The organism is Rhodococcus sp. YH1, from assembly GCF_009939605.1.
GTDB classification, from domain to species: Bacteria; Actinomycetota; Actinomycetes; order Mycobacteriales; family Mycobacteriaceae; genus Rhodococcus; species Rhodococcus aetherivorans.
The window spans coordinates 17635-44315 of the sequence record NZ_WVTE01000054.1 but is presented as its reverse complement, the minus strand read 5'-3'; the positions used below and the strand labels follow the sequence as shown (position 1 = coordinate 44315).

General features: G+C 70.3%; 25 protein-coding genes and 1 pseudogene. 12 read left to right on the top strand and 14 right to left on the bottom strand.

Annotated elements, in window-relative coordinates; all coding sequences use genetic code 11:
* The first annotated feature begins 108 nt into the window (after positions 1-108).
* On the top strand, positions 109-513 hold the full coding sequence (locus AIIKEEIJ_RS05870) for a helix-turn-helix domain-containing protein (protein WP_102031555.1): 405 nt from the start codon (positions 109-111) through the stop codon (positions 511-513).
* Between the two features lie 14 nt (positions 514-527).
* Positions 528-1040 (top strand): ImmA/IrrE family metallo-endopeptidase, encoded by a 513-nt coding sequence (locus AIIKEEIJ_RS05865; RefSeq protein WP_161995167.1) that lies wholly within the window; start codon positions 528-530, stop codon positions 1038-1040.
* Between the two features lie 80 nt (positions 1041-1120).
* Here AIIKEEIJ_RS05865 and AIIKEEIJ_RS05860 read toward each other — a convergent pair whose 3' ends face one another.
* From AIIKEEIJ_RS05860 to AIIKEEIJ_RS05820, 9 genes are all read right to left on the bottom strand, one after another.
* Entirely contained in the window at positions 1121-2461 is a 1341-nt protein-coding gene (locus AIIKEEIJ_RS05860; RefSeq protein ID WP_161995166.1) for a tyrosine-type recombinase/integrase, read from the bottom strand.
* A gap of 271 nt (positions 2462-2732) precedes the next feature.
* Entirely contained in the window at positions 2733-3929 is a 1197-nt protein-coding gene (locus tag AIIKEEIJ_RS05855) for a YeiH family protein (RefSeq protein ID WP_373566449.1), read from the bottom strand.
* 314 nt (positions 3930-4243) lie between these two features.
* The gene (locus AIIKEEIJ_RS05850) at positions 4244-5278 is read right to left on the bottom strand and encodes an AraC family transcriptional regulator ligand-binding domain-containing protein (protein WP_161995165.1); all 1035 of its coding nucleotides are present in this window, start codon (positions 5276-5278) and stop codon (positions 4244-4246) included.
* A 224-nt stretch (positions 5279-5502) separates the two neighbouring features.
* Entirely contained in the window at positions 5503-6324 is an 822-nt protein-coding gene (gene phaZ, locus AIIKEEIJ_RS05845; RefSeq protein WP_161995164.1) for a poly(3-hydroxyalkanoate) depolymerase, read from the bottom strand.
* Positions 6321-6773: a MaoC family dehydratase gene (locus AIIKEEIJ_RS05840; protein ID WP_006937051.1), complete on the bottom strand. Its 453-nt coding sequence runs from the start codon at positions 6771-6773 to the stop codon at positions 6321-6323. The genes phaZ and AIIKEEIJ_RS05840 overlap by 4 nt, the downstream gene beginning before the upstream one ends.
* Positions 6774-6800: 27 nt before the next feature.
* A complete protein-coding gene (locus AIIKEEIJ_RS05835) occupies positions 6801-8504 on the bottom strand; it encodes a PHA/PHB synthase family protein (protein ID WP_043798465.1) in 1704 nt (567 codons plus the stop codon).
* Positions 8501-10018: an AMP-binding protein gene (locus AIIKEEIJ_RS05830; protein WP_161995163.1), complete on the bottom strand. Its 1518-nt coding sequence runs from the start codon at positions 10016-10018 to the stop codon at positions 8501-8503. The genes AIIKEEIJ_RS05835 and AIIKEEIJ_RS05830 overlap by 4 nt, the downstream gene beginning before the upstream one ends.
* A complete protein-coding gene (locus AIIKEEIJ_RS05825) occupies positions 10015-10242 on the bottom strand; it encodes a hypothetical protein (RefSeq protein WP_161995162.1) in 228 nt (75 codons plus the stop codon). Before AIIKEEIJ_RS05825 ends, AIIKEEIJ_RS05830 begins: the two co-directional genes overlap by 4 nt.
* Entirely contained in the window at positions 10239-11384 is a 1146-nt protein-coding gene (locus tag AIIKEEIJ_RS05820; RefSeq protein ID WP_006937057.1) for an acyl-CoA dehydrogenase family protein, read from the bottom strand. The genes AIIKEEIJ_RS05825 and AIIKEEIJ_RS05820 overlap by 4 nt, the downstream gene beginning before the upstream one ends.
* A gap of 630 nt (positions 11385-12014) precedes the next feature.
* Between AIIKEEIJ_RS05820 and AIIKEEIJ_RS05815 the strand changes: the two genes are divergently transcribed.
* The 8 genes from AIIKEEIJ_RS05815 to AIIKEEIJ_RS05780 all read left to right on the top strand — a co-directional run bounded on the left by AIIKEEIJ_RS05815 (position 12015) and on the right by AIIKEEIJ_RS05780 (position 19995).
* The gene (locus AIIKEEIJ_RS05815) at positions 12015-12989 is read left to right on the top strand and encodes a quinone oxidoreductase family protein (protein WP_006937059.1); all 975 of its coding nucleotides are present in this window, start codon (positions 12015-12017) and stop codon (positions 12987-12989) included.
* Positions 12990-13045: 56 nt separating this feature from the next.
* Complete coding sequence (locus tag AIIKEEIJ_RS05810; protein WP_065922123.1) at positions 13046-13942, top strand: TauD/TfdA dioxygenase family protein; 897 nt, start codon at positions 13046-13048, stop codon at positions 13940-13942.
* Between the two features lie 60 nt (positions 13943-14002).
* On the top strand, positions 14003-15055 hold the full coding sequence (locus tag AIIKEEIJ_RS05805; protein WP_161995161.1) for a 3-keto-5-aminohexanoate cleavage protein: 1053 nt from the start codon (positions 14003-14005) through the stop codon (positions 15053-15055).
* A 152-nt stretch (positions 15056-15207) separates the two neighbouring features.
* Entirely contained in the window at positions 15208-16563 is a 1356-nt protein-coding gene (locus tag AIIKEEIJ_RS05800) for an MFS transporter (protein ID WP_161995160.1), read from the top strand.
* On the top strand, positions 16560-17156 hold the full coding sequence (locus AIIKEEIJ_RS05795; protein WP_006937065.1) for an RBBP9/YdeN family alpha/beta hydrolase: 597 nt from the start codon (positions 16560-16562) through the stop codon (positions 17154-17156). Before AIIKEEIJ_RS05800 ends, AIIKEEIJ_RS05795 begins: the two co-directional genes overlap by 4 nt.
* Positions 17157-17310: 154 nt before the next feature.
* Positions 17311-19251 carry an ATP-dependent zinc metalloprotease FtsH gene (gene ftsH / locus AIIKEEIJ_RS05790; RefSeq protein ID WP_238406222.1) on the top strand — a complete coding sequence of 647 codons (1941 nt, stop codon included), beginning with the start codon at positions 17311-17313 and terminating at the stop codon, positions 19249-19251.
* Between the two features lie 47 nt (positions 19252-19298).
* Entirely contained in the window at positions 19299-19565 is a 267-nt protein-coding gene (locus AIIKEEIJ_RS05785; RefSeq protein WP_029545826.1) for a hypothetical protein, read from the top strand.
* Positions 19566-19593: 28 nt separating this feature from the next.
* Positions 19594-19995: a TIGR03668 family PPOX class F420-dependent oxidoreductase gene (locus AIIKEEIJ_RS05780; RefSeq protein WP_050035835.1), complete on the top strand. Its 402-nt coding sequence runs from the start codon at positions 19594-19596 to the stop codon at positions 19993-19995.
* 35 nt (positions 19996-20030) lie between these two features.
* Here the strand turns inward: AIIKEEIJ_RS05780 and AIIKEEIJ_RS05775 are convergent, their stop codons facing one another.
* From AIIKEEIJ_RS05775 to AIIKEEIJ_RS05760, 4 genes and pseudogenes are all read right to left on the bottom strand, one after another.
* Positions 20031-21443 carry an alkaline phosphatase PhoX gene (locus tag AIIKEEIJ_RS05775; protein ID WP_161995159.1) on the bottom strand — a complete coding sequence of 471 codons (1413 nt, stop codon included), beginning with the start codon at positions 21441-21443 and terminating at the stop codon, positions 20031-20033.
* Positions 21444-21560: 117 nt separating this feature from the next.
* Positions 21561-22228 (bottom strand): annotated as a pseudogene (locus AIIKEEIJ_RS05770) (ArsR/SmtB family transcription factor).
* A complete protein-coding gene (locus AIIKEEIJ_RS05765; RefSeq protein WP_006939757.1) occupies positions 22221-23537 on the bottom strand; it encodes an MFS transporter in 1317 nt (438 codons plus the stop codon). Before AIIKEEIJ_RS05765 ends, AIIKEEIJ_RS05770 begins: the two are co-directional and overlap by 8 nt.
* Positions 23538-23682: 145 nt before the next feature.
* The gene (locus AIIKEEIJ_RS05760; RefSeq protein WP_006939756.1) at positions 23683-23922 is read right to left on the bottom strand and encodes a hypothetical protein; all 240 of its coding nucleotides are present in this window, start codon (positions 23920-23922) and stop codon (positions 23683-23685) included.
* Between the two features lie 223 nt (positions 23923-24145).
* Here AIIKEEIJ_RS05760 and AIIKEEIJ_RS05755 point away from each other — a divergent pair, with 223 nt between their 5' ends.
* Entirely contained in the window at positions 24146-24478 is a 333-nt protein-coding gene (locus tag AIIKEEIJ_RS05755) for a hypothetical protein (protein ID WP_029545834.1), read from the top strand.
* An 18-nt stretch (positions 24479-24496) separates the two neighbouring features.
* Here AIIKEEIJ_RS05755 and AIIKEEIJ_RS32870 read toward each other — a convergent pair whose 3' ends face one another.
* Positions 24497-24886 carry a hypothetical protein gene (locus tag AIIKEEIJ_RS32870; RefSeq protein WP_238406221.1) on the bottom strand — a complete coding sequence of 130 codons (390 nt, stop codon included), beginning with the start codon at positions 24884-24886 and terminating at the stop codon, positions 24497-24499.
* A gap of 1228 nt (positions 24887-26114) precedes the next feature.
* Here AIIKEEIJ_RS32870 and AIIKEEIJ_RS05745 point away from each other — a divergent pair.
* Positions 26115-26672, top strand: coding sequence for a CsbD family protein (locus AIIKEEIJ_RS05745; protein WP_161995158.1), 558 nt, complete (start codon positions 26115-26117; stop codon positions 26670-26672).
* Positions 26673-26681: the final 9 nt, after the last annotated feature.

The following is a 26681-nucleotide window of genomic DNA, read 5'->3' as shown; positions in this document are numbered from 1 at the left end:
ATGCAGGTCAAACTTCGTTATACCGGCCAGTAGGTACGCTCTGCGTACCCTGAGAATCTTGGTACCGCCTACGCACTCCGGTGCGAAACTTCGATACAGTCTCAACCCATGGAGACGGACAAGCGTCAAGCTGCAGCCCGTGTCGCCGAACTCTTGAGACAAGGCCGCGAAGCCGCCGGTCTGTCAAAGAAGAAAGCGGCAGAACTATCCGGAATGAGCGAAGGGAGGTGGAGACAATTAGAGAAGGGTGTCGAAATGAAAGCCGGCGTCGAACACCCAGCAACCACCTCGGCGAAGACACTCGTAAAGATGGCCCGCGCCATCGGAATTGAGGCGAAAACGTTACTCGAAACAGCTGGATTTGTCGGTGATGTTCCTGACATCGAGGCCCAAGCGAACGAGTCGTTGCCTACACGTAAACTGACACCCGAATCCATCGACGTGTCAGATCTGAACGACTTCGAACGTCGACTGGTGGAGGCCTACATCTCTGGTATCAGAGCTCACAAATAAGGACAACGAACATCGTGCGTAGCCGGGATCCCATCGCCGAAGCTAAAGCCCTCGGCATCACCGTCCGGATCGAATCACTGCCCTTCGGGGACTCGTGGTGGATACCGGAACTCCGCACGATAACTGTCGACGAAACCGTCGTAGGTCCCTACCGTGACGCCTGGGTAGCCCACCAGCTCGCCCACGCGATCTTCAACCCCGACACCATCGAAGACCGCTCCGCCGTCGAACTGAAAGTTGTCGACTCCACCACCCGTCAATCCGTCGTCCTTGGCGAACTCGCCCGGGTCGTGACAGAAGAACACGACCCCGTCGCCATCGCGCACCGGCTCCGCACTGTCCCCGAGTTGATCTACGCCCGCGTGCAGCTCCTCACCCCCGGAGAGCGCACGTTCGTCGGCGACCTGGTCGACTCGATCGCATGGGACCAGTGGAGCGGCCCGAAGACCTTCGAGTGCGTGCAGTACCCCCACGCGCACGCCACTCCCGAACCGGTCGACGTGCTTCCCACCATCCGACGCTGGTAGACCAGACAACCTTCCGCAGAGACACGAAAAGACGCCCCCGACCCACCAATCGTGGGTCGGGGGCGTCCCCGCATCGAACCTCAGGCACCCACTGGCGCCGGCCCCGCCAACAACTCACCCAACTGCGACAAAGCCGCCGCCGTCTGCGAATGATCGATGTGCGCATACATCCGCTGCGCCGCGATACTCGAATGCCCCATGACCTGCATACGAATGTGCTCCTCCACCCCCATCGCCATGAGCAGACTCGCCGTCGTATGCCGCGCCTCGTGCAACTTCACCACCGGCAACCCCGCCGCTTTCAACGCCGCATGCCAATCGTCGGTGTCCAGGTCCGGGCGCCGCGGCCGCCCGTCCCACGTCGTCCACACCAGGTTGTGCTCGTTCGGCGGGTCCATCGCCGCCTTCTGCCGCAACCCCGTCAGCAGCGGCTCGGGGATCGGCACCACCCGCACCGACGTCGTCGACTTCGGCGCCGTCAGGCACAGTGACGATTCGAGGTGCCGGTACTCGAAGCCTTCGTCGGCGTCGATCTCCACCTCCGGGCAGGACACCGCGTGCGTCTTCCCGCACGGGAACACCCCGGACCCGTTCTTCACACCGCAGCCGTGCCGGCGCGGCAGCCGCTGGAGCTGCCACGAGATGTCCATCAGGCCGCGCTCGAGGTCCACCCGATCCCATGTGAGTCCCAGAAGCTCCCCCTGTCGGGCGCCGAGGAGCAGGGCCGCGGCCCAGCGGGTCGCCATCGGATCGCCGTTGCGCGACGAATGCAGCATCAACGCCCGCGCCTGATCCACCGACAATGCGTGCCGCTCCGCGCGCCGCACCCGCGGCGCGTCCACCAGCTCCGCCACATTCCGGGGGATCATGCCCTCCCGCACCGCCGCCGTCAGCGCCGTCGACAGCAGGTTGTGGGCGTGCCTCGCAGTCTGGGTGGACTTGCCGTCCGCGTAGATCGCCTTGTGCATCGCCCGCACGTGCGCCGCCGTCAGATCCGACAGGCGCACCGACCCCAGATGCGGCACGATGTTGCGCCGCACCACCGAGTAGTTCGTCTGCCACGTCCGCGGCTTGAGCTTGGGTTTCGCGATCTCGTCCATGTAGTGCGTAACCCAAGCTTCGACGGTAGTACGTTTCGAAGTTGCGGTTACGCCCTTGTCGTAGTCCTCGCGGGCGCTACGAAGCTTCTTCGCCGCCTCGTTACGGTTCTTCGCCCGCACCGTGATCGTCTTCCGTTTGCCGTCCAGGCCGTAGCCGAGCCACAGCGTGCCCTGCCACAACACCCGCGGGCAGTCCTGCGGCCGCTCCTGACCACACGGGAACACCCCCTCCGGGGTCTTCTTCCCACAGCGGTGCACCGCGGACAGTCCCCCGGTGCCCGCATCCCGTTTCTGACGCTTCGGCTTGCCATCGTCACTCATCGAACTGGGTGGTTCCTTCCCGTCTCCTACCCCCGAAAGCGGTGTAAAACGCGGTGTACACCTCTGCTCCCCGGGCTACCTCAACAATCGTAACCAGAGCGGTCGTTTCGTGGGACTACGCCACAGTTGCGCCTAGTCACGACGATACTCCGTCAGCTTCCCAAGCTGAATACGCGGGTTCGATTCCCGTCATCGGCTCTCCCGAAGGCCCTGGCCGGCGCATCGCGCAGCCGGGGCCTTCGTCGTTGGCGGGTCGGCGCCCACATACCGGCTAGCCGACCAGCAGCACCCCGGTGAGCGCGGTCGCGGCGACGATGATCGTCGAGGCGGCGGCGAGAGCGAAGGGCCGCCACCCGACACCGCGCAACACGGACAGCCGGACCCCGGTGCCGAGCGCGAACATCGCGGCGGTGAGCAGCGCGGTCTGGGTCAGTCGCGCGGCGTCGAGCCACCCCGGTCCGAGAACACCGGTGGCCCGCAGCGCCACGCAGGCGAGGAATCCGACCAGGAACAGCGGCACCAAGGGCGGTCGCCGCGTCTGCGTGGGCGTGGCGGTGCGGCGTCGTGACGCCACCCCGATCCACGCGACCACCGGCGCCAGCAGCGCCACCCGGGCCAGCTTGACCGTCACCGCAATGGCCAGGGCACCGCCGCCCACCGCCGCGGCCGACGACCCCGCGTCGAGCGCGCCGCCGGCCGCGACCACCTGCGCCACCTCGTGAATCGCCGCGCCGGCCCACATTCCCGCCTGGGTCGAGTCCAGACCCAGGGCGGCCGCAGCCGCGGGAAGAGCCGGAATCATCACGGTGCCGAAGACGACGACCAGCGCGATGGTGGTCACCAGTTCCCGCTTACGTGCGTTCACCACGCCGTCGACCGCGGCCGCGGCCGCGGCACCGCAGATCGAGAAACTGCACGCGATCAGGAGCCGTTGCGTCCAGCCGATCCCGAGCAACTTTCCGAGCGCCATCGACCCGGCGATGCCCAGGCCGACCACGGCAGTGACCACCGCGAGCGTCCCCCACCCCAGTGCCAGCACGTTCGGCAGCAGCAGTTGCAGACCCAGCAGCGCGACTCCGATACGGAGCAGCCGCCGCGATGCGACGGTCACACCCGGTTCGAAGACCGCCGGCAGCGTTCCCAGATTCGCGACCACCGCGCCGAGCAGGATCGCGATCAGCAGAGGGCTGATCCCACCCAGCACGCGTGCCGCGACAACTGCCACCGCCGCCGCGGCGGCAGACAACACCAATCCGGGCAGCGATGCACGCGCCCGTTCGAGCGCGACCTTCCCGTTGAGCCGGGTGCCGCGGCCGCCGCTGCGCCCGTCCCCGCCTCGGCCGCCCGACTCGGCCTGGCCGGTCCCCACGCCCGCGGCCGGCCGCGTATCCGCTCCGCCCGACGTGTCGTGGTCGGGATCTCTGCGGTCGGACTCCGCCGCCGCGGTAGCATCCAGCACGCTGCACACTCTCCTTCTTCGTCATGTCGGCCCGGGCATCCCGGCCCGGTCGAGGTATTCGACGTGAGGTCGGGTCCGTCAGGCTCGGTGGGTGACCGAGATCTGTTCCATGTCGGTGCATTACGGACACTTCGCGGTGACCGGCTCGCCGGGATCAACGTCGCCGCGATCGAACGGGCCACGGTCACCGACCCGGCTGGGGACCTCCCCGCAGGGCCTGAATTGCGACGCACCTCACGGTATCCGGATTCGGCAGGGCATACTGTCCCTATCGGGACACGGTGTATTCGATATGGGACACCGCGTTCGCGCGGATGCCGGTGTCATACCAGCGCGTTCCCGGCCTGCACGGCGGTGTCCGTCCGGTGTTGGGCGCGCCATTGCCTTGGACTGCAGTCGAATTCGTTGCTGAACCAGCGGGAGAAGTTGCTTGCCGAGGAGAAGCCGAGCAGGTCGGCGACCTCGGTGAGCGAGTAGCGGCGGCCGGCAACGAGGTGTTCGGCCAGGTCCACGCGGGTGGCGGTGAGCACCGCGGTGTAGTTCTGCCCCGCCTCGGCGAGATGGCGGTGTACGGTGCGCCGGTCGACCCCGAGGCTGCGGGCGACCTGCTCGACCGAGCATCGCCCGGTGGGCAGCAGCAGTTCGATCAGCTCGCGGACCCGGGCGACGGGCGTCGCCTCGGGCCGGGTGTCGATGGTGTCGAGGAATTGGCGCGCATACGGGCCGATCGAGGGACCCGACATGGCGTTGGGAGCGTCGAGATCGCTTGTGTAGAGGACAATTCCGGAGAACTCCTGGTCGAACTTGACCATCGGGCCGAACGCCTCGAGGTGGGCGCTGGTGTCCTCGGGGGCGAAATGGGTGAAGCAGACCGCCAGGGGCTGCCAGCGGCCGCCGCGGAAATCGCGTAACAGCCCGTGCAGTACCCCCATCGCCAGTTCCGTGGCCTGCCGGGTGTCGGCGGGTTCGCCCAGCTCGAGCCCCACCCGGATCGTCGCCACGTCCTCTGCCTCGACCAACCGCAGCCGCAGGGCCTCGTTGTACATGTGCTGATAGCGCATCAGGAACTTCAGCGCGCTGCGGACGTCGGGTTCCTCCCGGATGACCAGGCTCACCGGGCCGAGGCTGGCAAAGCGCCGACGCTCGACGAGCCGCAGCGCGAAGTCGGGGCAGCGGGTCGCGGCGGCCGAGCGTTCCAGCAGGCGGGCGATCGCGACGGCGGGGATCCACCGGTCCGGCAGCCCCAACCCGGCGGGATCGAGCCCGACGCTGCGCAGCAGTGGCGTCGGATCCGTGCCCAGCGACGCGCACAGGTCGGCGTACCCTGTGATCGCGGCGTAGCGGGCCAACGGTTTCATGTCCGGCCCCACCTCTCGCCCCGGAGAGAACACCTATGTCACCTCAAGATACGCTCGATCGGGCGGTGAGACACGCACCGGAAGGCGCCGATCGAAATCGCCGCCGGGGACACCGATGATCACGTACGCCGTGTCGCACCGACGGCTGTTCGGCAGCGCGGGGACGGTCCCCCGCGCGGGCGGCGGCCGCGAGTGCGTGCGTCGGCGGTCGTGGGTGATTGTCATCATCGTTGTTCGGGTTCGTGGAGGAAGGCGTCGATCACGGGGGCGAGTCTGCCGGCGTTGGTGATCGGTTCGATATGTCCGCCGTTGTGCAGGTACAGGGTGGCGTGGGGTAGCAGTCGGTGCAGGATGTGGGCGTTGACGATCGGAACGATGGGGTCGTCGGTGCCGGCGACGATCAGGGTGGGTTGGCGGATGAGGGGAAGCATCGGCAGGCTGGTCCACACGGCGCCGGCGAGCAGCTGGTGCAGGTAACCGATCGTCGATCCGGCGTGGGACTGGGTGTCGAAGAGGGCGGCGATGTCGCTGCCCTGGTTTCTCGCGGTGCCGCCGTAGATCTGGCCGGCGATCGCTGCGGTGTGATCGGGGTCGGTGAACCGGCGACCGGTGAGCATCTTGGCGAGCACCCGGGGATGTCCGGGCACCATGAGCGCCCCGGTGGCGGTGGCGACGAGCACGAGTCGCCGGCACCGGCGCGGGTTCTGGAAGGCGAACTGCTGGGCCAGCGCGCCGCCCCAGGACAGGCCGAGTACGTCCACCACGCCGATATTGAGCCGATCGAGGACCCGTCCCAGCAGCCGCGCGAGGTAGCCGAACCCGTAGGGCGCGAACGAGGTCCGCGACCCGCCGGCGCCGGGGACGTCGAACCGGACGATCGTGGTGGCCGGGTCGAGGGCGGCGACGAACGGGTCGAGCACCTCGAGCCCGGCGCCGATCCCGTTGCACAGCACCAGCGGCACCCCCGACCCGCGCCGGATGTGGACCCGGATGCGTTGCCGGCCCACGGTGAGGGTGCGCTGCGTGGTGCGAGCGTCTCCGGTCATCGGTAGACGACGACGACCTCGGCGACGCACACCGGCCGCGTCCCGCCCCGGATCTCGTAGGTGAGGGTGAACACGGCCTCGATGCCGGCGGGTTTCTCCACTGCGGCGGTGAGGGTGACGGTGGCGCGCAGTTCGGCTCCGACCGGGACCGGCGCGGGGAATCGGACCTTGTTCACCCCGTAGTTCACTGCCATCCCGAGGTGGTCGATGGCGAGTACCTCGGCGAGCACGATCGGCGTCAGCGACAGGGTGAGGTAGCCGTGCGCGATGGTGGTGCCGAACGGTCCGGCCACCGCCCGGTCGGGGTCGGTGTGGATCCACTGGTGGTCGCCGGTGGCGTCGGCGAACCGGTTCACCTGCTCCTGGGTGATCTCGCGCCAGTCGGTGCGGCCGAGTTCGTGCCCGACCAGGTCGAGCAGTGCTTTCGGGTTGTCGAGTGTGGTGGTCATGATGTCGCTTCCTGAGGTCGTGGTGGGTCAGATGTGGTGTACGTAGGTGCCGGGAGCGGGGTCGAGCGGGGAGTGGCCGGCGCCGCCGAGCGTGGTGGGTGCGGCGACGGTGGCGCCGCTGCGCGCGGCGAGCCAGGTGGTGTAGTCCGGCCACCAGGAGTCGCGGGTGACCGTCGCGCGGTCGAACCATTGCTCCGGGGTGTCCGCGTCGACGGGCCCGACCCGGAAGGACGCCTTGGGGTTTCCGGGTGGGTTGACCAGCGCGGCGACGTGCCCGCTGGTGGAGAGCACGAACCGGGTGTCGGCGCCGCCGAGCAGGGCGGCGCTGCGGTGGCAGGACTGCCATGGCGAGATGTGGTCGGCGATGCCGCCGATCACGTACGCGTCGGCGGTGACCGCTCCGAGGTCGATCGGGGTGCCCAACAGGTCGATCGTGCCGGGGGTGGCCAGCGCATTGGTAGCGCCGATACGGACCAGGTCGCGGTGCAGGCCGGCGGTCATGCGAGTGGTGTCGGCGTTCCAATGCAGCACGTCGAACGGCGCGGGCGGGCGGCCCTGCAGGTAGTTGTTGACCCAGTAGCGCCACACCAGGTCGGTCGGGCGCAGCCAGGCGAACACCTCGGCCAGCTCGTCCCCGTCCAGGAAGCCCCTGGACTGCGAGCGTTCGATCGCGGTCTCGGCGGTGCGTGCGTCGAGGGCGGCGGCGGCGAACCCGGCCTGGGCCTGGTCGAGCACGGTCACCGCCAGGGTGAGCCCGGCAACCCGGTCGCCGTGGCCGGTGGCAGCCAGGTACGCGGCGGTCGTCGCGGCCAGGATCCCGCCCGAGCAGCTGCCCTGCAGATGCGTGCGGTCGGTGCCGGTGATCCCCTGGACGGCGTCCATCGCCTCGAGGATCGCGCCGCCGTAGGTGTCGAGGTCCCAGTCCCGATGCTCGGCGTGGGGGTTTCGCCAGGAGATGGCGAACACCTGCTGGCCCTGGGCGACGAAGTACTCGATCATGCTGCGACCGGGGGCGATGTCGGTGATGTAGTACTTGTTGATCACCGGCGGCACCATCAGCAGCGGCACCTCGCGCACGGTCGCGGATTGCGGAGCGTACTGGATCAGCTCGAACACCGGGGTGCGCAACACCACTGCCCCGGGTGTGACCGCGACGGTCTCGCCGAGGGTGTAGGCGCCGTCTTCGATCATCGCCGGCACCCGCGGCTTGGTGGCCATGTCGCGGGCGAACGCGCGCGCCCCGCGCAGCACGGACAGGCCGCCGGTGTCGATGAGCGCCTTCCACCCGAGCGGGTTGAGCAGCGGATTGTTGCTCGGCGCGAGGCCCTCGACGAGGTTGTCGAGCACGAACCGCATCCGTTCGGTGTCGCGCCAGTCCAAGCCCGCGTCCGCGAGCAGGGCATAGGCGGTGTCGGCGGTGGCGAGGTAGGCCTGCATGCTGCGGTGCAACCAGGGGTTGTTCTGCCACGCCGGGTCGGCGAATCGTTTGTCGCCCTTGCCGGGTGCGCGGTCGGCGCGGCCGGCGGCGACCGCAGCGAGTTCCTTGGCCAGGTTTCCGCCGCGGTGCGCGAGCGTGCCCGGGCGGGTGGCCAGCCCGCCCGCGAGCCGGGCCCAGGATCGGTTGGGCAGCATCCGGCCGGCCACGCCGCGGGCCGAGCCGGCCAGCAGCAGGTCCAGCGGCGCGGCGAGCTCGTCGGGGCGGTGTGCCGGCTTGGTGGTGGTGGTGGTCATGGTCGGTTGCTGCTTTCGAAGGTCGGGATGGTGATGTCGCGGCGCAGGATCTTGCCGGTCGGCCCCTGCGGCAGGGTGTCGAGGATCCAGATGTGGCGCGGATACTTGTAGGCGGCGACCCGCTGTTTGACGAATGCGACGATCTCGGCGGGATCGACGCTCGCGCCGGGCTTGAGCGTGACCGCGGCGCCGATCTCCTCGCCGAGGCTGGCGTGCGGGATGCCGACCACCGCGGCCTCCGCCACGGCAGGGTGCTCGTAGACGACCTCCTCGACCTCGCGGGGGTAGACGTTGAACCCGCCGCGGATGATCAGGTCCTTCTTGCGGTCCACGATGTAGAAGTAGCCGTCGGTGTCGATGCGGCCGATGTCGCCGGTGGCGAACCAGCCGGCCGCGTCGATCGCGGCCGCGGTCGACTCGGGCAGGTTCCAGTAGCCCTTCATCACGTTCGGTCCCGCGATCTGGATCTCGCCGGGCTGGTCGGCCGGAACCTCGGCACCGGTGCCGTCCACGACACGCATCCGCACGCCCTCGATCGGGGTGCCGATCGAGCCGGTCTTACGGACGCGGTCCGGGTGGTTGAACGAGGCGACCGGGGAGGTTTCCGACAGCCCGTAGCCTTCCAGGATCACCGCGTCGAAGGTCCGCTCGAAGTCGGTGAGCACTGCCACCGGCAGCGACGCGCCGCCCGAGACGCACACTCGCAGGCTCGCCGTCGCCGCCGCGTCGAGTTCCCCGGCGACACCGAGCATCGCGGCGTACATGGTCGGCACGCCCTCGAACACGGTGACCCGGTCGCGGGCGATCACCTCGAGCGCGACTCGCGGGTCGAACCGCGGCACCAGTGTCAGCGTGGCACCCACGAGGACCGAGGCGTTGAGCCCACAGGTGAGCCCGAAGACGTGGAACAGCGGCAGTGCGCCCATCACGACGTCGTCGGGTCCGATCTGGATCAGGGTGCGGGCGGTCACCTCTGCGTTGCCGGCCAGTCCGGCGTGGGTGAGTTCGGCGCCCTTGGGCTTGCCGGTGGTGCCCGAGGTGTGCAGGATCACCGCGGTGTCCTCACCCGCCCGTGCCACCGGCGCGGCCTGCGCCGGCAGGTCGGCGGTCAGCCGGGCGAGGTCGTCGTCGTCGACCAGCCACAACCGGGCGTCGGCCGCGTCGGACGCGGCGCGGGCCTGCTCGGCGAACACCGGGGTCGCGAACAGCGCCGACGCGGCGGTGTTGGTCAGGAAGAACTCGATCTCGCGGGCCTTCAGCAGGGGGTTCATCGGCACCGCGATCGCGCCGCGCCGCAGGATGCCGTAGAACACGATCGCGAACGCCGCGGTGTTGGGCAGCATCACCGCGACCCGGTCACCGGGTGCGATCCCGGCCCGCTCGAGCAGGGTTGCCACCCGCGCCGCGGCCGCGTCGAACTCGGCGAACGCGAGCGTGTCCTCGCCGCACCGCAACGCGGTCTTGCCGGGGTAGTTGCGCGCTGACACAACGAGATTGGTACTGAGATTGGTCATGCTGTGGTTCTCCGGTGTGGTTCGAGAATGGGGTCGTGGTCGGTGGTCGTCTCCGAACCGGCTTGGGGCCGAAGGGGCACGCACAGCGCCGGAGCCCAGCGAATGGAGCCGAGCACCCCGGTCAGCCACGCGATGCGGGCGGCGGCGTCGGACCGGGTGCGCGTCAGCCGGGCGAGCCACTCGGTGGGTTCGCTCGCGTGGGTGGCCGGCGCGGTGATGCTCACAGTCCGAGGTCCCGTCCGATGATCTCCTTCATGATCTCGTTGGACCCGGCCCAGATCTTGGTCACCCGTGCGTCCTTCCACGCCCGCGCGACCCGGTATTCGTTCATGAACCCGTAGCCGCCGTGCAGCTGGACGCAACTGTCGAGGATCTGGTTCTGCACCTGCGAGCTCCACCACTTGGCCTTCGCGGCGTCCACCGCGGTGAGCCGCCCCTCGGTGTGTGCCTGCACGCACCGATCGACGAACGCCTGCGCCACCTCGAGCGTGGTGACCAGTTCGGCGAAGAGGAACTTGTTGTACTGGAACGAGCCGATCGCCTGGCCGAACGCCTTGCGCGCCCGGGCATAGTCGAGGGTCTCGGCCAGGATCGCCTCGGCGTGCGCGAGATTCGACACCGCCGCGCAGATCCGTTCCTGCGGCAGCATTCGCATCATGTGCGCGAACCCGCCGTCGACCTCGCCGATCACGTTCGCCGCCGGGACCCGGACGTCGGTGAAGAACAACTCGGCGGTGTCGGACTCGGGTTGGCCGACCTTGTCCAGCTTGCGGCCCCGTTCGAAGCCCGCCGTGCCGGTCTCGACCGCGAACAGGGTGATGCCCTTGGCCTTCTTCTCCGGACTGGTCTTCGCCGCCACGATCACCAGGTCGGCGTGGTAACCGTTGGTGATGAACGTCTTGGACCCGTTGAGGATCCAGTCCTCCCCGTCGCGTCGGGCGGTGGTCTTCAATCCGGCCAGGTCCGAGCCCGCGGCCGGTTCGGTCATCGCGATCGCGGCGACCAGTTCACCGGTGCAGAACCCCGGCAGCCACCGCTGCTTCTGCTCCTCGGTGGTCAGCTCCACCAGATACGGCGCCACGATGTCGTAGTGGATGCCGAAACTCGACGCGATCGCGGCACTCACCCGCGAGAGTTCCTCCCCCACAACAGCATTGAACCGGTAGTCTCCCGCCGCGCTGCCACCGTACTGTTCGGGTACCTCCAGACCGAGCAGGCCGAGCTTGCCCGCCTCGATCCAGATCTCGCGGTCGATGAACCGCTGCTCGATGATCCGCTCGTGCTCCGGAATCAGGTGGCGCTGCGTGAAGTCACGCACCGTGTCACGAAAGGCGAGGTGGTCGGCGGTATAGATGGTCCTGGTCATCGATCTTCCTGAGGGGTGGCGACGGGTGTTTTCGAGCACGTCGGGCAGGTGGCCGCCTCGGCCGGCTGCATCGACGATCCCGGTGCTGGGGACGTGGCCCGCGGAGTGCGGGACTCGATCGAGAACCCATGTGGGTCTTCGGCTTGCCACTCCACGGTAGCCGAACCGCACCCACCGTACTTATCTCATCGGGTCAGCAGACTATTCGTATCGGGACAGGGTTGATGGCGCACAGACCACACCGCCTGCAGTCCACGCGAATCCGATGAGCACCGTTGTCGCACACCGACGCCGCCCCGGTCGGCTCGATCGACCGACACCGTCCCACACCATCACGCCCCTCGCATCCGGGATGCAGCCGGCTCGAACCCGGCGGGATGCACGTCCCGGGCCGGCGAGACCGCTGGATCGCCGCAGCGTCCCGAAGCGAATATTTGGAGTCCCGCCAGGATAAGTATCCATGGGATGGTCCGACTAGAGTTGGGTTCATCACAGCACGAGCCACCCGGTGACCGCCCTCACAAGCCGAACCGGCGCACCCGAGCGAATCCAAAAGCTGTTCCACAGCACAACGTTTCGGATCTCCGAGTCGTCACGACGCGAGCACCCGGGACCGAGAAGGAGAATACCGTGGCGAAGGCCGTTCGTTTCTACGAGACCGGTGGACCGGAGGTCCTGCGGTGGGAGAACGCCGAGGTCGGGGAACCCGGCCCGGGCGAGGTCCGGATCCGCCACGGTGCGGTCGGCCTCAACTTCGCCGACACCTACTTCCGGACCGGGCTCTACCCGGCCGCGTTGCCCGCCGGCATGGGCGTCGAGGCGGCGGGTGTGGTCGAGGCCGTCGGCACCGGCGTGTCGCACGTGCGGGAGGGTGACCGCGTCACCTACACCGGCAGCCCGCTGGGCGCCTACAGCACCGAGCGGGTGATGCCGGCCGAGCACCTGATCACGCTCCCGGGCGGGATCGCGTTCGAGACCGCGGCGTCGATGACCATGCGCGGGCTCACCAGTGCGTATCTACTGCGGCGCATCGTCGCGCTGGACGCCGGGGACACGGTGCTGCTGCACGCCGCCGCAGGCGGGGTCGGCTCCATCGTCACTCAATGGGCGAATCTGCTGGGCATCAACGTGATCGGCACCGTGTCCAGCGACGCGAAGGCCGAGATCGCCCGCGCCAACGGCTGTGCACACGTGATCGTCTACACCCGCGAGAACGTCCCCGCCCGGGTCCGCGAGATCACCGACGGGGTCGGAGTGCCGGTGGTGTTCGACAGCATCGGCGCCTCCACCTTCGCGACCTCGCTCGACTCGCTGGCCCGCCGCGGCCTGCTGGTGTGCTTCGGCACCGCGTCCGGACCGATCCCGCCGATCGACGCGATGTCGCTGGCGGTGAAGGGCTCGCTGTTCGTGACCCGTCCCGCGCTGGCGGACTACATCGCCGACCCGGCCGAGCGGGCCGAACTGGCCGGCGAGGTGTTCGGCCACGTCGCCGCCGGCCGGATCCGCATCGACATCAACCAGCGCTACGAGCTGGCCGACGCGGTGACCGCACACCGCGATCTCGAGGCCGGCGCCAGCATCGGCACCTCGGTGTTCACCCTCTGAACCCGGCGAATACCCGACGCCGTCACCGAACCCCAATTCTTCTAGGAGACAACGCAATGTCTGTCACGATCGAGATGCCCCGGCGGACACGGACGGTGACCCCGTTCCGGGTCGAGCCGTTGACCGCCACGATCGGTGCGGAGCTGTTCGACGTGGACCTGGGCGAGGTGTCGCGCGACGACGCCCTGTTCGCCGAGCTGCGTGCGCTGCTGCTGCGTCACAAGGTGCTGTTCCTGCGCGGGCAGGACTTCACCCGCGCCGAGCACGTCGCGCTGGCGGAACGGTTCGGCCCGCTCGAGGATCACCCGGTGGCCGGCAGCGACCCCGACCATCCCGGGCTGGTGCGGATCTACAAGGACCTCGACAGCGCGCCGGAGCACTACGAGAACGCCTACCACTGCGACGCCACGTGGCGGCAGAACCCTCCGATGGGTTCGGTGCTGCGCGCCGTGGAGATCCCACCGGTCGGCGGCGACACCGTCTGGGTGAACATGGCGCTGGCCTACACGCGGCTGCCGCAATCGGTGAAGGACCGGATCGACGGGCTGCGCGCCCGCCACAGCATCGAGGCCAGCTTCGGTGCGAACATGCCCCTCGAGGCCCGGCACGCGCTGCACGAGCGGTTCCCCGACGCCGAGCACCCGGTGGTGCGCACCCATCCGGAAACCGGGGAGAAGATCCTGTTCGTCAACGCCTTCGCCACCCATTTCGTCAACTACCACACCCCCGACAACGTCCGCTTCGGCATCGACTACGCCCCCGGCGCCGGGGATCTGCTGCGCTACCTGATCAGCCAGGCCGCGATCCCGGAATACCAGGTGCGGTGGCGCTGGACCCCCAACAGCGTCGCCATCTGGGACAACCGATCCACGCAACACTATGCGGTGCAGGACTATTGGCCCGCAGTACGCAAGATGGAACGCGCCGGCATCGTCGGCGACGCCACCTTCTGACCCCTCCCCCGTCCCGTTCACCCTCACCAACCCCACCACAACTCTGATCGGAGCACCACCATGCACTTCCACGACGACGCCCTGTTCCCGGAGAACCAGGAGAAGCTGGTCATCACCGTCGCCCCCTACGGCCCGGAGTGGGACATCGACGACTTCGCCGAGGACCTGCCACTGACCATGGACGAGCACGTGCAGAAGGCGGTGGACTGCTACGAGGCCGGCGCGACCGTGCTGCACATCCACGTGCGGGAACTCGACGGCAAGGGCTCCAAGCGGCTCTCGAAGTTCAACGAGCTGCTGGCACGGCTGCGCGAGGCGGTACCCGAGATGATCCTGCAGGTCGGCGGCTCGATCTCGTTCGCACCCGAAGGCGAGGGCGCGGACGCGAAGTGGCTCTCCGACGACACCCGCCACATGCTCGCCGAACTCGACCCCAAGCCCGACCAGGTCACCATCGCGATCAACACCAATCAGATGAACATCGTCGAGCTGATGACCGCCGACGACATCGCCGGCACCTCCTTCGAGCGCCCCGAGGTCTACGACGCCTACCGCGAGATGACCGTCCCGGCCGGGCCGGGCTGGGTCGAGGAGCACCTGCGCCGGCTGCAGGCCAACGGTATCCAGCCGCACTTCCAGCTCGCCAACATCGCCCAGCTCGAGACCGTGGAGCGGTTGATCCGTCGCGGCGTCTACACCGGCCCGCTGATGGTGACCTGGGTCGGCATCGGCGGCGGCTTCGACGGCCCCAACCCGTACAACATGATGGAGTTCATCCGCCACACCCCCGACGGGGCGGTGCTCACCCTGGAAACCCTGATGCGCAGCGTGCTGCCGGTCAACACCATGGCCATCGCGATGGGCCTGCACGCCCGCTGCGGCACCGAGGACACCCTGTGGGGCCGCAAGGGCGAGAAGATGACCTCCGTGGCGCAGGTCGAACAGCTCGTCCGCATCGCGAACGAACTCGGTCGCGAGGTCGCCACCGGCAAGGAGGCCCGCGAGATCTACAAGCTCGACGAGCACTACACCAGCGCCGAGGAGACCCTCGCCAAGATCGGCTTCGCGCCCAACCGCCGCCCCGGCCAGCGCGGCTTCACCCAGCACGCCTGACGCAGCATCCGCGTGACCCGCGGGGCGTGACACCACGCCCGGAGCCGCGCCCCCGGGCACGCGAAACCCTTTCTCCCACCGGCCGTCAGCACCACAAACTTCACCCCCAGCCATCGCGCTTCTCCCCACCCCACCCGAGGTTTAGGAAGATCATGCCCTCTCTCACCCCCACCGCGCCGGAGCGGTCCGCGACCGTGTCGGCGCCGTCTCGCCGCAGCGGGCGATCCCGGTTCTACCCGTGGCTCGTGTTCGCACTCACCTTCGGACTGCTGCTGTCGGACTACATGTCCCGGCAGGTCCTCAGTGCGGTGTTCCCGTTCCTGAAAGCCGAATGGTCGCTGTCGGATTCGCACCTCGCATCGCTGAACAGCGTGGTCGCGTTGATGGTCGGGCTGCTCACCCTGCCGCTGTCGATGCTCGCCGACCGGTGGGGCCGGGTGCGCAGCCTCGTCGTGATGGCCGCGTTGTGGAGCGTGGCGACCCTGCTGTGCGCGGTGGCGGGCTCCTACGAGCAGATGCTCGGCGCCCGGTTCCTGGTCGGGGTCGGTGAGGCCGCCTACGGCAGCGTCGGTATCGCGGTCGTGCTCAGCGTGTTCGCGCCGCGGCTGCGGGCCTCGCTCTCGGGTGCGTTCATGGCCGGCGGCTCGTTCGGGTCGGTGATCGGCGTCGCATTCGGCGGGGTCATCGCCGTGCAGCTGTCCTGGCGCTGGTCCTTCGCTTCGATGGCGATCTTCGGGCTGATCCTGGTCGCGCTGTTCTGGGCCCTGGTCAGCGAGCGCAAGCTCGCCCGCCACGCCATCGACGACGACACGAACACCACCCACACCGAGGCGCCGGGCCCGGTTGCACGTGCCCCGATCTCGAGCCTGTTCACCAACCCCGCGGTGCTGTGCGCCTACATCGGCGGCGGGCTGCAGATGTTCACCGCCGCCGCGCTGATGGCGTGGCTGCCCAGCTTCTTCGGCCGCTCCTACGGGCTGGCCGCGGACAAGGCCGCCGCGATGGCCGCGGTCTTCGTGCTGCTCATCGGCGCCGGCATGATCGTGTGCGGCATCGTCGCCGACCGGGCCGCCCGCATCGACCCGGCCCGCAAGTGGACAGTCGCGATCGCGATCAGCCTCGCCGCCGGGGTACTGCTGATCGTCGGGTTCCGGCTGCCGGTCGGCACCGCCCAGCTGGTGCTGCTCGGACTGGGCGCGTTCTTCTCCGCCGGCTCCACCGGCGCGGTCACCGCGATGGTCGCCAACCTGACCCACCCCACCGTGCGGGCGTCGGCGTTCGGCACCACCACCCTGGCCAACAGCCTGCTCGGGCTGGCCGCGGGCCCGTTCGTCGTCGGTGTCCTCGCGGACAGGATCAGCCTCGCCAATGCTCTGCAACTCGCGCCGCTCGTCTACCTGGGCGCGGTCGCGGTGCTGCTGGCCGGCAAGCGCGTCTACCCCGCCGGCGTCCGCAAGCTCGCCACCCTGTCCGCCACCCCCGCGCAGCAGACCGGAGCCGACAAGTGAGCACCCTCGATACCACGACCGTGGTGATCGTGCCGGGCCTGCGCGGCCACGTCGCCGAGCACTGGCAGACCCTGCTCGCCGCGCGGCTGCCGAAGGTGACCACGGTCGAGCCGCTGCAGCGCGACAAGTTCGGTCTCGCCGCCCGCGTCGCCGCCCTCGACGAGGTCGTCGCCGGCACGACCGGCCCGGTGCTGCTGGTCGCGCACAGCGCCGGTGTGATGATCACCGTGGCGTGGGCCCAGCGCCACGACCACCCCGTCGTGGGCGCGTTGTTGGCCACCCCACCCGACCTCACCGTCGCGCTGCCCGCCGGCTACCCCACCCCCGAGCAGCTACGCGACAACGGCTGGTATCCCACGCCGCGCACACCGCTGCGGTTTCCCAGCATCGTCGCCGCCAGCAGCAACGACCCGCTCTGTGGGTTCGACCGGGCCGCCGCTCTCGCGCGGCACTGGGGCAGCAGACTCGTCGACGCCGGACCGGTCGGGCACCTCAACCCCGCCGCCGGCTACGGCCACTGGCCCGCCGCCGAGGACCTCGTCCGTGAACTTGCCGAGGCACCGCCGCCCCGACCGGTCCCCGTCCGGGCCTGAGCCCCGGACCGTGGCGGCGAACCCTGCGATACCGACGTCGAGGTTCGCCGCCACACTCGACAGTCTCTCGTCGATCCTGCTGACACGGGTGAGGACCTCCGTGCGTCCGGATACCGTGGATCCGACGCGGACAGGTCAGGCAGGAGAGCGCCGAATGATCACACGGACCAGGTTCTTCTCCGTTCACCACTCACGGTCGGCGCGATCGGGGCCTCCCCCGGACCCGCCGCCCCCGCCGGCGCCGTCCTCGGGCCTGTGGTGGCAGCTGGTCGCGGTCGCCGTCCTGCTCGGCGGCCTGGTGGTCGCCCTGGCCCTGCAGACCCCGACGTCGAGCACCCTGACCTACAGCGACTTCGTGGACCGGGTCGACGCGGGCACCGTGGAACAGGTGACGATCGACGACAAGGGATCGGTCTACGGAACACTTTCCGACGGAACCGAATTCGTCACCCAGCTACCCACCGCGCTGGACCTCGCCGGGCTCGACAACAAGCTGCAGGCGAAGCAGGTCCGGGTCAGCGCGGAACAGACCGACGACAGCCCGTGGGGGGCGATTCTGTTCAGCATGCTGCCCTTCGTGGTGTTCGCGGGACTGCTGCTGTGGCTCGGCCGCCGGGCGCAGCGCGCATTCAGCGGCGGCGCCGGCGGTATCGGGGGCATCGGAACGTTCGGCCGCTCGAAGGCCCGGGTGATCGAGGCGAACCGGCCGACCACCCGCTTCGCCGACGTCGCCGGATACGACGGCGTCAAGCAGGAGATCAGCGAGGTCGTCGACTTCCTGCGGGATCCGGAGAAGTACGCGGCCGCCGGCGCGAAGGGTCCCCGCGGCGTGCTGATGATCGGCCCGCCGGGCACCGGCAAGACGCTGCTGGCCCGCGCGGTGGCGGGTGAAGCAGAGGTGCGCTTCCTGTCCGTCACGGGCTCGGAGTTCGTGGAGATGTTCGTCGGCGTCGGCGCCTCCCGCGTGCGGGACCTGTTCGAGCAGGCCCGCAAGAGCCCCCCGTCGATCATCTTCATCGACGAGATCGACGCCATCGGCAGCAAACGCGGCGTCGGGACCTACGCCGGAAACGACGAGCGGGAGCAGACGCTCAACCAGTTGCTGGCCGAGATGGACGGCTTCGATCAGAGCGTCGGCATCGTGGTGCTGGCGGCAACGAACCGCCCGGAGGCGCTCGATCCGGCACTGCTGCGGCCGGGCCGGTTCGACCGCACGGTGGTCATCCCCCTGCCCACCCAGTCGGAACGGGCCGCGATCCTCTCGGTGCACCTGCAGAGCAAACACCTCGGACCCGACGTCGATCTGAGTGTGCTCGCGCGGGCCACCCCGGGGTTCTCGGGTGCGGATCTGGCGAACCTGGTCAACGAGGCCGCCATCAACGCCGTCCGCGACGACCGCACCGTCATCTGCGCCGACGACTTGTCGTCCGCGCGCGACCGCCTGCTGCTCGGCCGGCGCGAGAGCGCCAACGCCCTGCTCCCCGAGGAACGGACCTCGGTGGCGGTGCACGAATCGGGTCACGCGCTGCTCGCGGCCCTGTGCCCGCACGCCGACCCGGTGGCGAAGGTGACGATCCTGCCCGTGGGCATGGCGCTGGGATCGACCCAGCAGCTCCCCGAGGTCGAACGCCACCTCTACAGCGAGGGATATCTCAACGATCTGCTCACCGTGCGGGTGGGTGGGCGGGCCGCGGAGATCGTCGTGTTCGGGGAGGGCTCGACCGGCGCCGCCGACGATCTGAGCGGCGCGACCCGGATCGCCGTGCGCATGGTGCGGGAATTCGGGCTGTCCGAAGCGTTCGGCCCGGTGGGGTACGGCTCCGGCGATCCCAACTACCTCCATGCCGACACCAGCGACCGGAGCCTCGTGCGGCCCTACTCGGAACACACCCAGCAGCTCGTGGACCGCGAGGTCGCCCGGCTGCTGCGGGCCGCCGAGGAACGGGCGGTCGCGCTCCTGACGCAGCATCGGACGGCGCTGGACCGGCTGGCCGCGATCCTCGTCGAGGAGGAGACCGTCGACGGCGACGTCGTCCTCGATGTGCTTCGGGTGGAAGCGGACACGGCCCGGCCGCAGCGCCTCGGCAGCACCTGAGGAATGCGCCCGACATGATTCGCCGCGCCGCGGGGAACCCGGTCCCCATGGCACCTCTCCCCGACCCCACGACGGCACGGCACTACCGCATCCACGAGACTCCCGACGGTCACCGTTGGGTGATCTGCACCCACGACCCGTCGCTGGGCATCGATTTCGGCCCGGGACCGGAGGCCGAGTCCTGGGCGCGGGAAGCCTGGGCCGACCTGGAATCCCCGCCGCCGCAGAACCAGTACAACTGGCGGCCGGCGCCGCCGGGCCTCGCGGGCTCGCGGTTCGGCCCCGACAGGCGGATCCCCGGACCGAGAAGGTAACGGCCGGCGGGCGCCTACCGTGGGGGGTGTGGACGCACGCGCTCTCGTCACCGCCGCCCGCGTCGCACGGCTCGCCACCGCCGGGCCCGACGGGCGCCCGCACCTCGTCCCGATCGTGTTCGCGCTCGCCGGCGACGTCCTCTACACCTGCGTCGACGACAAACCGAAGACGACGCGCCGGCTGCGGCGCCTGCGCAACATCGAGGGCAACCCGCACGTCACCGTGCTCGTCGACCACTACGAGGAGGACTGGACACACCTGTGGTGGGTACGCCTCGACGGCACCGCCACCGTCCACGACCCGCGCTCCGCGGTCGGCACGGCCGGTCTCGATGCGCTCGCCGTCAAGTACGCGCAGTACCGGGCCGCCCGCCCGGCCGGGCCGGTGCTCCGGATCGCCGATCTGCGCTGGCGGTCCTGGTCCGCCTGACACGCACGGCCCGCGGCGCCGCGCGGGCCGTGCGATCAGTTGATCGGACGACGCCACGGCCCGGTAATGGCAAGGACCAGCCCGGGCGACTGGATGTTGACGAACAGGGTCTTGCCGTCGGCACTGAACGCCGGTCCGCAGAACTCGCTGTCGTTGAGTTCGTTGCGGGCGATGGCGAACGGCTGTCCCTCGGCGGTGACGCCGATGAGGTGGCTGATGCCGTCGCCGTCCTCGGCGAGGATCACGCCGCCGTACGGCGAGACGGTGATGTTGTCGGGACCGTCGTAGTTGCCGGTGTCGACGGACGGGTCGGGGTTGACCCCGAACAGCGTCTTCAGCGTGACCGTCTGTGAGGCCGGATCGTAGAACCACACCTGGCCGTCGTGCTCGGCGACGCTGCCGTCGCCGGTGCGGGCGTAGCTGGCGACGAAGTAGGCGCCGCCGTCGCCCCACCACTGGCCCTCGAGCTTGCGGCTGCGGGTGACCTCGTCGGCGGCGAACTGTGCGCGCACCGGCGTGGTGGCGGCGTCGCGGTCGGGGACGTCGACCCACTCCACCGCGTAGCGCACGCCCGGCTCGGTGGCCTGCGACAGGTCGGGCACGTGCGTGCCGCCGTCGAGGCACTTCATCGCCTGCAGGCTGCCCGCCGTGTCGCCGCCCGGCGGCACGGCGAGTTCACGCAGGGCGCCCGGCCCGCCGCGGAAACCCTGCGGCGGCGTCCACCGGAAGAACAGGCCGTTGGGCTCGTCGGCGTCCTCGGTGAGGTAGATCGCGCTCGATGCCGGGTCCACGGCGACGGCCTCGTGCGCGTACCGGCCGAGGAACTTCAGCGGCACCGGGCTCTTGCCGCGGTTGGCTGCCTGGCTCGCGGGGTCGACCTCGAAGACGTAGCCGTGGTCGAGCGTGAATCCCTTGGAGCCGGCGCGTGCCTCGGTTTCCTCGCACGTCAGCCACGTGCCCCACGGGGTGATTCCGCCGGCGCAGTTGTTCACGGTGCCGGCCAGGCTGACGTACTGGCCCGTGCGCTGCCCGTTCGGCCCCACCGTGACGGTGGTGGTGCCGCCTCGGGCGCCGGGGTCGTAGGTCAGGCCGTCGACGACGGGCACGCCGAACGGCTCGTCCTTGCCGATCTCGTGGTTGGTCACGATCGTGGAACCGTTGCCGTGCGCGAACACGCCGTTGGCGTCGGGATCGCTGGGGACGGGCGTGCCGTCGTCGAGGGTCGTCTCCCCGGAGCGCGACACCACGGTGTACGAAAAGCCCACGGGCAGGGCGAGAATGCGGTTGGGATCCGGGACGAGCGGGCCGTAGCCGATCGCCGTGCCGGGCACGGCGGACGCAAGTCCGGGGCGGACGATCGCCTCGACGCTGCCGGCGAGGGCCACGCCGAGGCCGGCCAGCGCGGTGCGTCCGAGGAACCCGCGGCGATTCAGTGGTGCCGTCGTCACTGTTTCGATACCTCCATCGATCCGGTCGAGTCCTTCGGACCGTAGGTACCGGAAAGCCCGGTTCGGTGGCCGGCGCGTGACCCGGAACTGAACCGGACGCGAACGTCGCGGAGGCGGTCAGGCGACGTCGGAGTCGACGGGCAGGCCGGCGAGTCGCCACTCGAGCACACCGTCGGCGGCGCGCCGGGCGGGCACGCCGTGGGTGCGCAGCAGCCGGACGGCGTCGTGGGCGAGCACGCAGTACCGGCCGCGGCAGTAGGCGACGATCTCGCGGCCCGCCGGCAGGTCCGCGAGCCGCTCGGTCAGCTCGTCGAGTGGCACGTGCAGCGCGCCGGGCAGGTGCCCGGCGGCGTATTCGGCCTCGGGGCGCACGTCGAGCAGGACCACCTCGCCGGTCTCGAGGCGGTGCAGCAGTTCCTCGGTGCCGACGGCCGTGGTGTGTCGTCCGGGCCGAGATACGCGCGACGGGCGAGCTCGGTGTGCGGGCGGTGCCGCTGGGCGACGCGGCGCAGGGTGTCCCACAGGACGGCCACGTCGTCCCCGGCGAGCGAGTAGAAGATCCGCTTGCCGTCGCGGCGGGACTGCACCAGCCCGGCCGCGCGCAGCGTCTGCAGGTGCGCCGAGCAGGTGCTCACCCCGAGCCCGGCGGCGGCGGCGAGCTCGTCCACGCTGCGCGGGCCCTGCGCGAGCAGGTCGAGCAGTTCCAGGCGCGCGGGGTTGCCGAGCACCTTGCCGACGGCGGCGAACTCCCCGAAGAGGGCATCCTTGGCGGCTCGGTCAGCCATGGGCGGGGTCCTCCTGTGCGACGCGGGCAGGTCGGGGGTGGGTCTCGTACATGCGCACCGCGACGATCAGCCCGGACAGGGCGGTCAGCGCGGCCACGACCCACACGGCGGCGTGGACGCCGAACGCGTCGGCGACGATACCGGCCAGCAGGGCGCCGGCGGCGAATCCGCCGTCGCGCCAGAGCCGGTACACGCCCACGGACCGTGCCCGCCAGGCGGGGTGGGCGACGTCGCCGATCGAGGCGAGCAGGGTCGGGTAGACCAGCGCGGTGCCGGCGCCGAGCGCCACCGCGGCGATCGCCCACGGCAGGAACGCATCCGAGACGGCGATCACGGCCAGGGCCAGGGCCTGCAGCCACATGCCGGCGACGATCATCCACTTGCGGCCCCACCGGTCCGACAGCGCGCCGGTGACCAGCTGGCCGACTCCCCACACGGCCGGGTACAGCGCGGCGAGGACGCCGATCCGGCCGACCGAGAGGCCGGCCGCGGCGAACAGGATCGGGAACAGGCCCCAGGCGAGGCCGTCGTTGAGGTTGTTGACCAGGCCGGCCTGGCTGGCGGACGACAGTGCCGGTTCCTTGAAGCTGGTCTGGACGAACACCTGCCGGTCGGTGAGCTTGTCGTGCAGGTGGTCGTGGCGTCCGTCGGCGCGGGCCACGTGGCCGACGGCTTCGAGGCGCGCGTGTTCGCGGGTCTCCTTCACTGCGAGGGTGGACAGTCCCAGGCCGAGCGCCGCGAAGGCGATGCCGAGCAGGAACGGCGCCGGCCGCAGACCGTAGGCCTCGGCCAGGTAGCCGGTGGCCAGCGCGGTCGCGGCGACGGCGGCATACCCCGCGGCCTCGTTCAGTCCCATCGCGAGCCCCCGGCGGGCCGGGCCGACGAGGTCGATCTTCATCACCACCGTGGTGGACCAGGTCAGTCCCTGGCTGATGCCGAGCAGCACGTTGGCGAAGATCACCCAGCCCCACGACGGAGCCCAGATGAGCAGCAGCGGCACCGGGACTGCGACCAGCCAGCCGGCCACGAGCACCGGTTTGCGCCCGTACCGGTCGGAGAAGGTGCCCGCGAAATAGTTGGTGATCGCCTTCGACAGGCCGAAGACGAGGATGAACGACAGGCCGGCGGTGTAGGCGCGGATGCCGAATTCCTCCTCGGCGAGCAGCGGCAGCACGGTGCGTTCCTGGCCGAGCATGCCGCCGACGAGGGCGTTGACCACCACCAGCAGCGTGAACTGGGCGGCGTTGCGGCGCAGGCCGAGTCCGATCCGTTCGCCGGACGGGGTGGTGGGGCGCGTGGGGCTGTTCATGAGCCGCCCTCCGGGGACGTGTGGGATCAGGGTCGCCGCGCGCCGGGCCTTCCCGGCGGGAGACGCGGCCGACTTCACTACGACATTCTATGGAATTATGGAATGAACCGCCACCGGCGGCGGAGCGGGTGTGCCCTCGCGGCGATCAGTGCAGGTTCTCGGCGTGCCGGACCGCCGTCTCCAGATGTTTGTCGACGCTGCGCAGATCCAGGCGCGCGTCGGCGAGGAGGTCGAGGATCTCGAGGAGCGCGGCCTCGGCGGAGTCTCCGTGGGAATGGCGATCGATCCGCCCGAACTCTTCGCTCAGTTCCTTGATACGTCGATCGAACACGTGCAGATCGGCCCGCAACCGCGAGGCGTGCCGGGCCAGCTCGGGGGTGCTCATTGCGGGACCGTCCTTCGATTCGACGTGCGGGGTGTGAAGTCATCGTGGCCGACGGGGTGCTCCGGCGCCACGCCCGGCACCCGGCCGGTCCGCTCGGCGGATACGCCGCAACCGGCCTTCTCGTCCGGCCGCACAGGTGGAAGAATCACCGGAGAGCTCTCGCACCGGACTCGACGCCCGAAGCGAAGGGTCCGGGGATGTGCCGCGGGGAGGCGGTGACGCGATGGATCCTGTTCGGCTGAACAGCGGTGTGCACCGGTGGTCCACCGAGCATCTCGTGCGGCTCGTGGACCAGAGCACGACGCACGATGCCGCCGTGGGGTGCGGGCCTGTCGAGGCGGCCCGGATCGAATTGGCCCGCAGACGCGCCGGTGGAACGTTCGATTGGATGTGCCTGGTCGAGGATCCCGCCGACCCGGACCACCGCACGGAGAGCTTGATCCTGTCCCTGCCCACGGGAGTGACCGAGGAGCAGGTGCGGTCGGAGGCACTGGCCCGTGCGCGCGCACGGTACGGTCCGCGGGTGGTCGTCCGCCACGTCCGCGCGTACGACTGACGAGGTGCCAGCGGACGATCACGGTCCGGCGTCTCCGCTGAATCCCACCTCGGACAGCGACGTCCGGAAGCGGCCGGGCCCGACCGACGCCAGCTCCGTGATCCAGACGAGCACCTCCGACATCGGTGCCGCCGTCGCCGCCACCGGTATGCGGGTCACGCCGGAGACGAGGACAGCGCCGCCGATCGTCTGCGCCGCGGGGTGCGGGCCGCCACCGCGGGGCGCGGTTCGGATCTCGACACGCGAACCGGCACTGAGGCTGTCGATCCGGACCTCGCCGAGCCGGACCGGCCGCGGGAAGGCGATCGTCAGGCCCACGCCGCTCCGGCCGGCCGGGACCGGCCGGGGATACAGGTCGGTGCTCCAGGCCGTGTTCGGGTTGGCGTCCGCCGCAAGGTCCGCCGTCACCGCATTGTCGGTAGTCCCGTCCCGCGACTGGGCGCGCACGGACAGCGGAACGAGGGGGGGCGCTGATCGGCGCCGCCCCGGCACCGATCGTCGGCGCCACGACGGCGACTGCGGGCAGCGTCGGTGCCGTCACCACGGAATCGCCACCCGGGCCACTCAGGGCGGTGCCGGCGACCCAGCCGACCGCGGCGAGACACGCCACCAGAACCATTGCAGCCGAGGCAGGCACGACCGCGATGCGCCGGGGAGGGGTCGCGGGCGGCCGATGCGCCGGGAACCGTTCCGGTGCCGGCGAAGGGGTTTGGCGGCGTACGGCTTCGGCCGTGCGTTCCGCGCCCCGGAACCGCACGTCGTCACGGGGGAGCATCCGATCCAGCCGGTCGACGAAATCGGTTGCGGTACAGACGTGTCCGTCCAATGCCTCGTCGGCGAGCTGCCGCATCGGCCGTGCGCCGGGGCGCGCCTCGCCGGCGCCGAGCAGGCAGCGCAGCACCGCGCCGAGCCCGGCGACGTCGGTCGTCTCGTCCGCACCGGACAGGATCGCGGGGAAGGCGAGGACGGCGATACCGCACTCGCCGACCCGGACGCGGACCGGATCGTCCAGGCACAGGACCGTGGACTGCCGGTGCGCGGCGCGCACCGTCTCGGCCAGGCGAAGCGTCATCCGTGCGGCCGCGGCCGGGTCCGGACGGTCGGCGGCGACGTCGCGCAGCGACCGGCCCCGCGTCCACTCTGCCACCACCACGCAGTGGTCGGTGTCGCCGACCACGTCGAAGACCCGGGCTGCGGCCCCTGCCCGCTCGAAGGCCGCCGAGGCGGTCCGCACGCACAGCCCCGGGAAGAAGCCGGCATCCGGGGCGGGGCGAGGCACGAGGGTCAGCGCGACGGTCCGGTTCATGGCCGTGTCGCGCCCCCGCCAGCACTGCAGGCCGCCCACGGTGCCGTGCCGCTCCACCAGCCGGTAGCGGCCGCCGCCGACGTGCGCTCCGGCCTCCGGGAGCACCCGTCGAAGCCTTCCGTCCGGAGCCGAGCCGTCGTTCCCGGTCATCGACGTCGCCTCCCCCTGAGCCGGATCCTCGCGCCTCATTGTCCGCCGGAGCGCAGGCGGCCGGGCCCGGATCCGCACTCCGAAAATCCTCCTGCGTGATTGACACGGGCCATTTGCGGTTACCCCCGGGTAGCGGACAACCCCGCACAGACAGTCCCTACCACCGAGGAGCAGGACGTCATGGACGAAGAGGGCACGTCCGCGGAAGCCCGCGAGGGCTTGCTGGATTCCATCAAGGGCAAGGCGAAGGAAGTCGCGGGCGCGGTGACCGGCAACGACTCGCTCACCGCCGAGGGCCAGCTCCAGCAGGCCGAGGCCCACGCACGCAAGGAGGCGAACACCGCCGAAGCCGTCGCGCGGGCGGAGACCGAGGAGGCTGCGGACGAACTCGGGTCGGTCCACGAGCGGGGCGCGCAGGAACGAGCGACGGTCCGGCAGGAGGCCGCGGCCGCGGAGCAGGACGTGCGCCGCCGGCAGCAGAGCGAGCATCTGGCCGCCGAGCAGCAGGCGCAGCACCGGGCCGCGGCCGGGCGGCTCGAAGCCGAACGCGACGCCCGCGTCGAGACGGCGCGCGCGCAGGCCGCCGAGCGCGCCCGGGTGGCCGAGGCCACCGCCGACGCGATCGATGCCACCGAGGAACACCAGGAGGCGATGGACGAGGCCGCCGAGGCGCGCGCCCAGGCCGCGCGGGCCCGGCAGAAGGCCGAGAGCCTCGGCGACGACGCCGAAACGCCCTGACCTCTCATA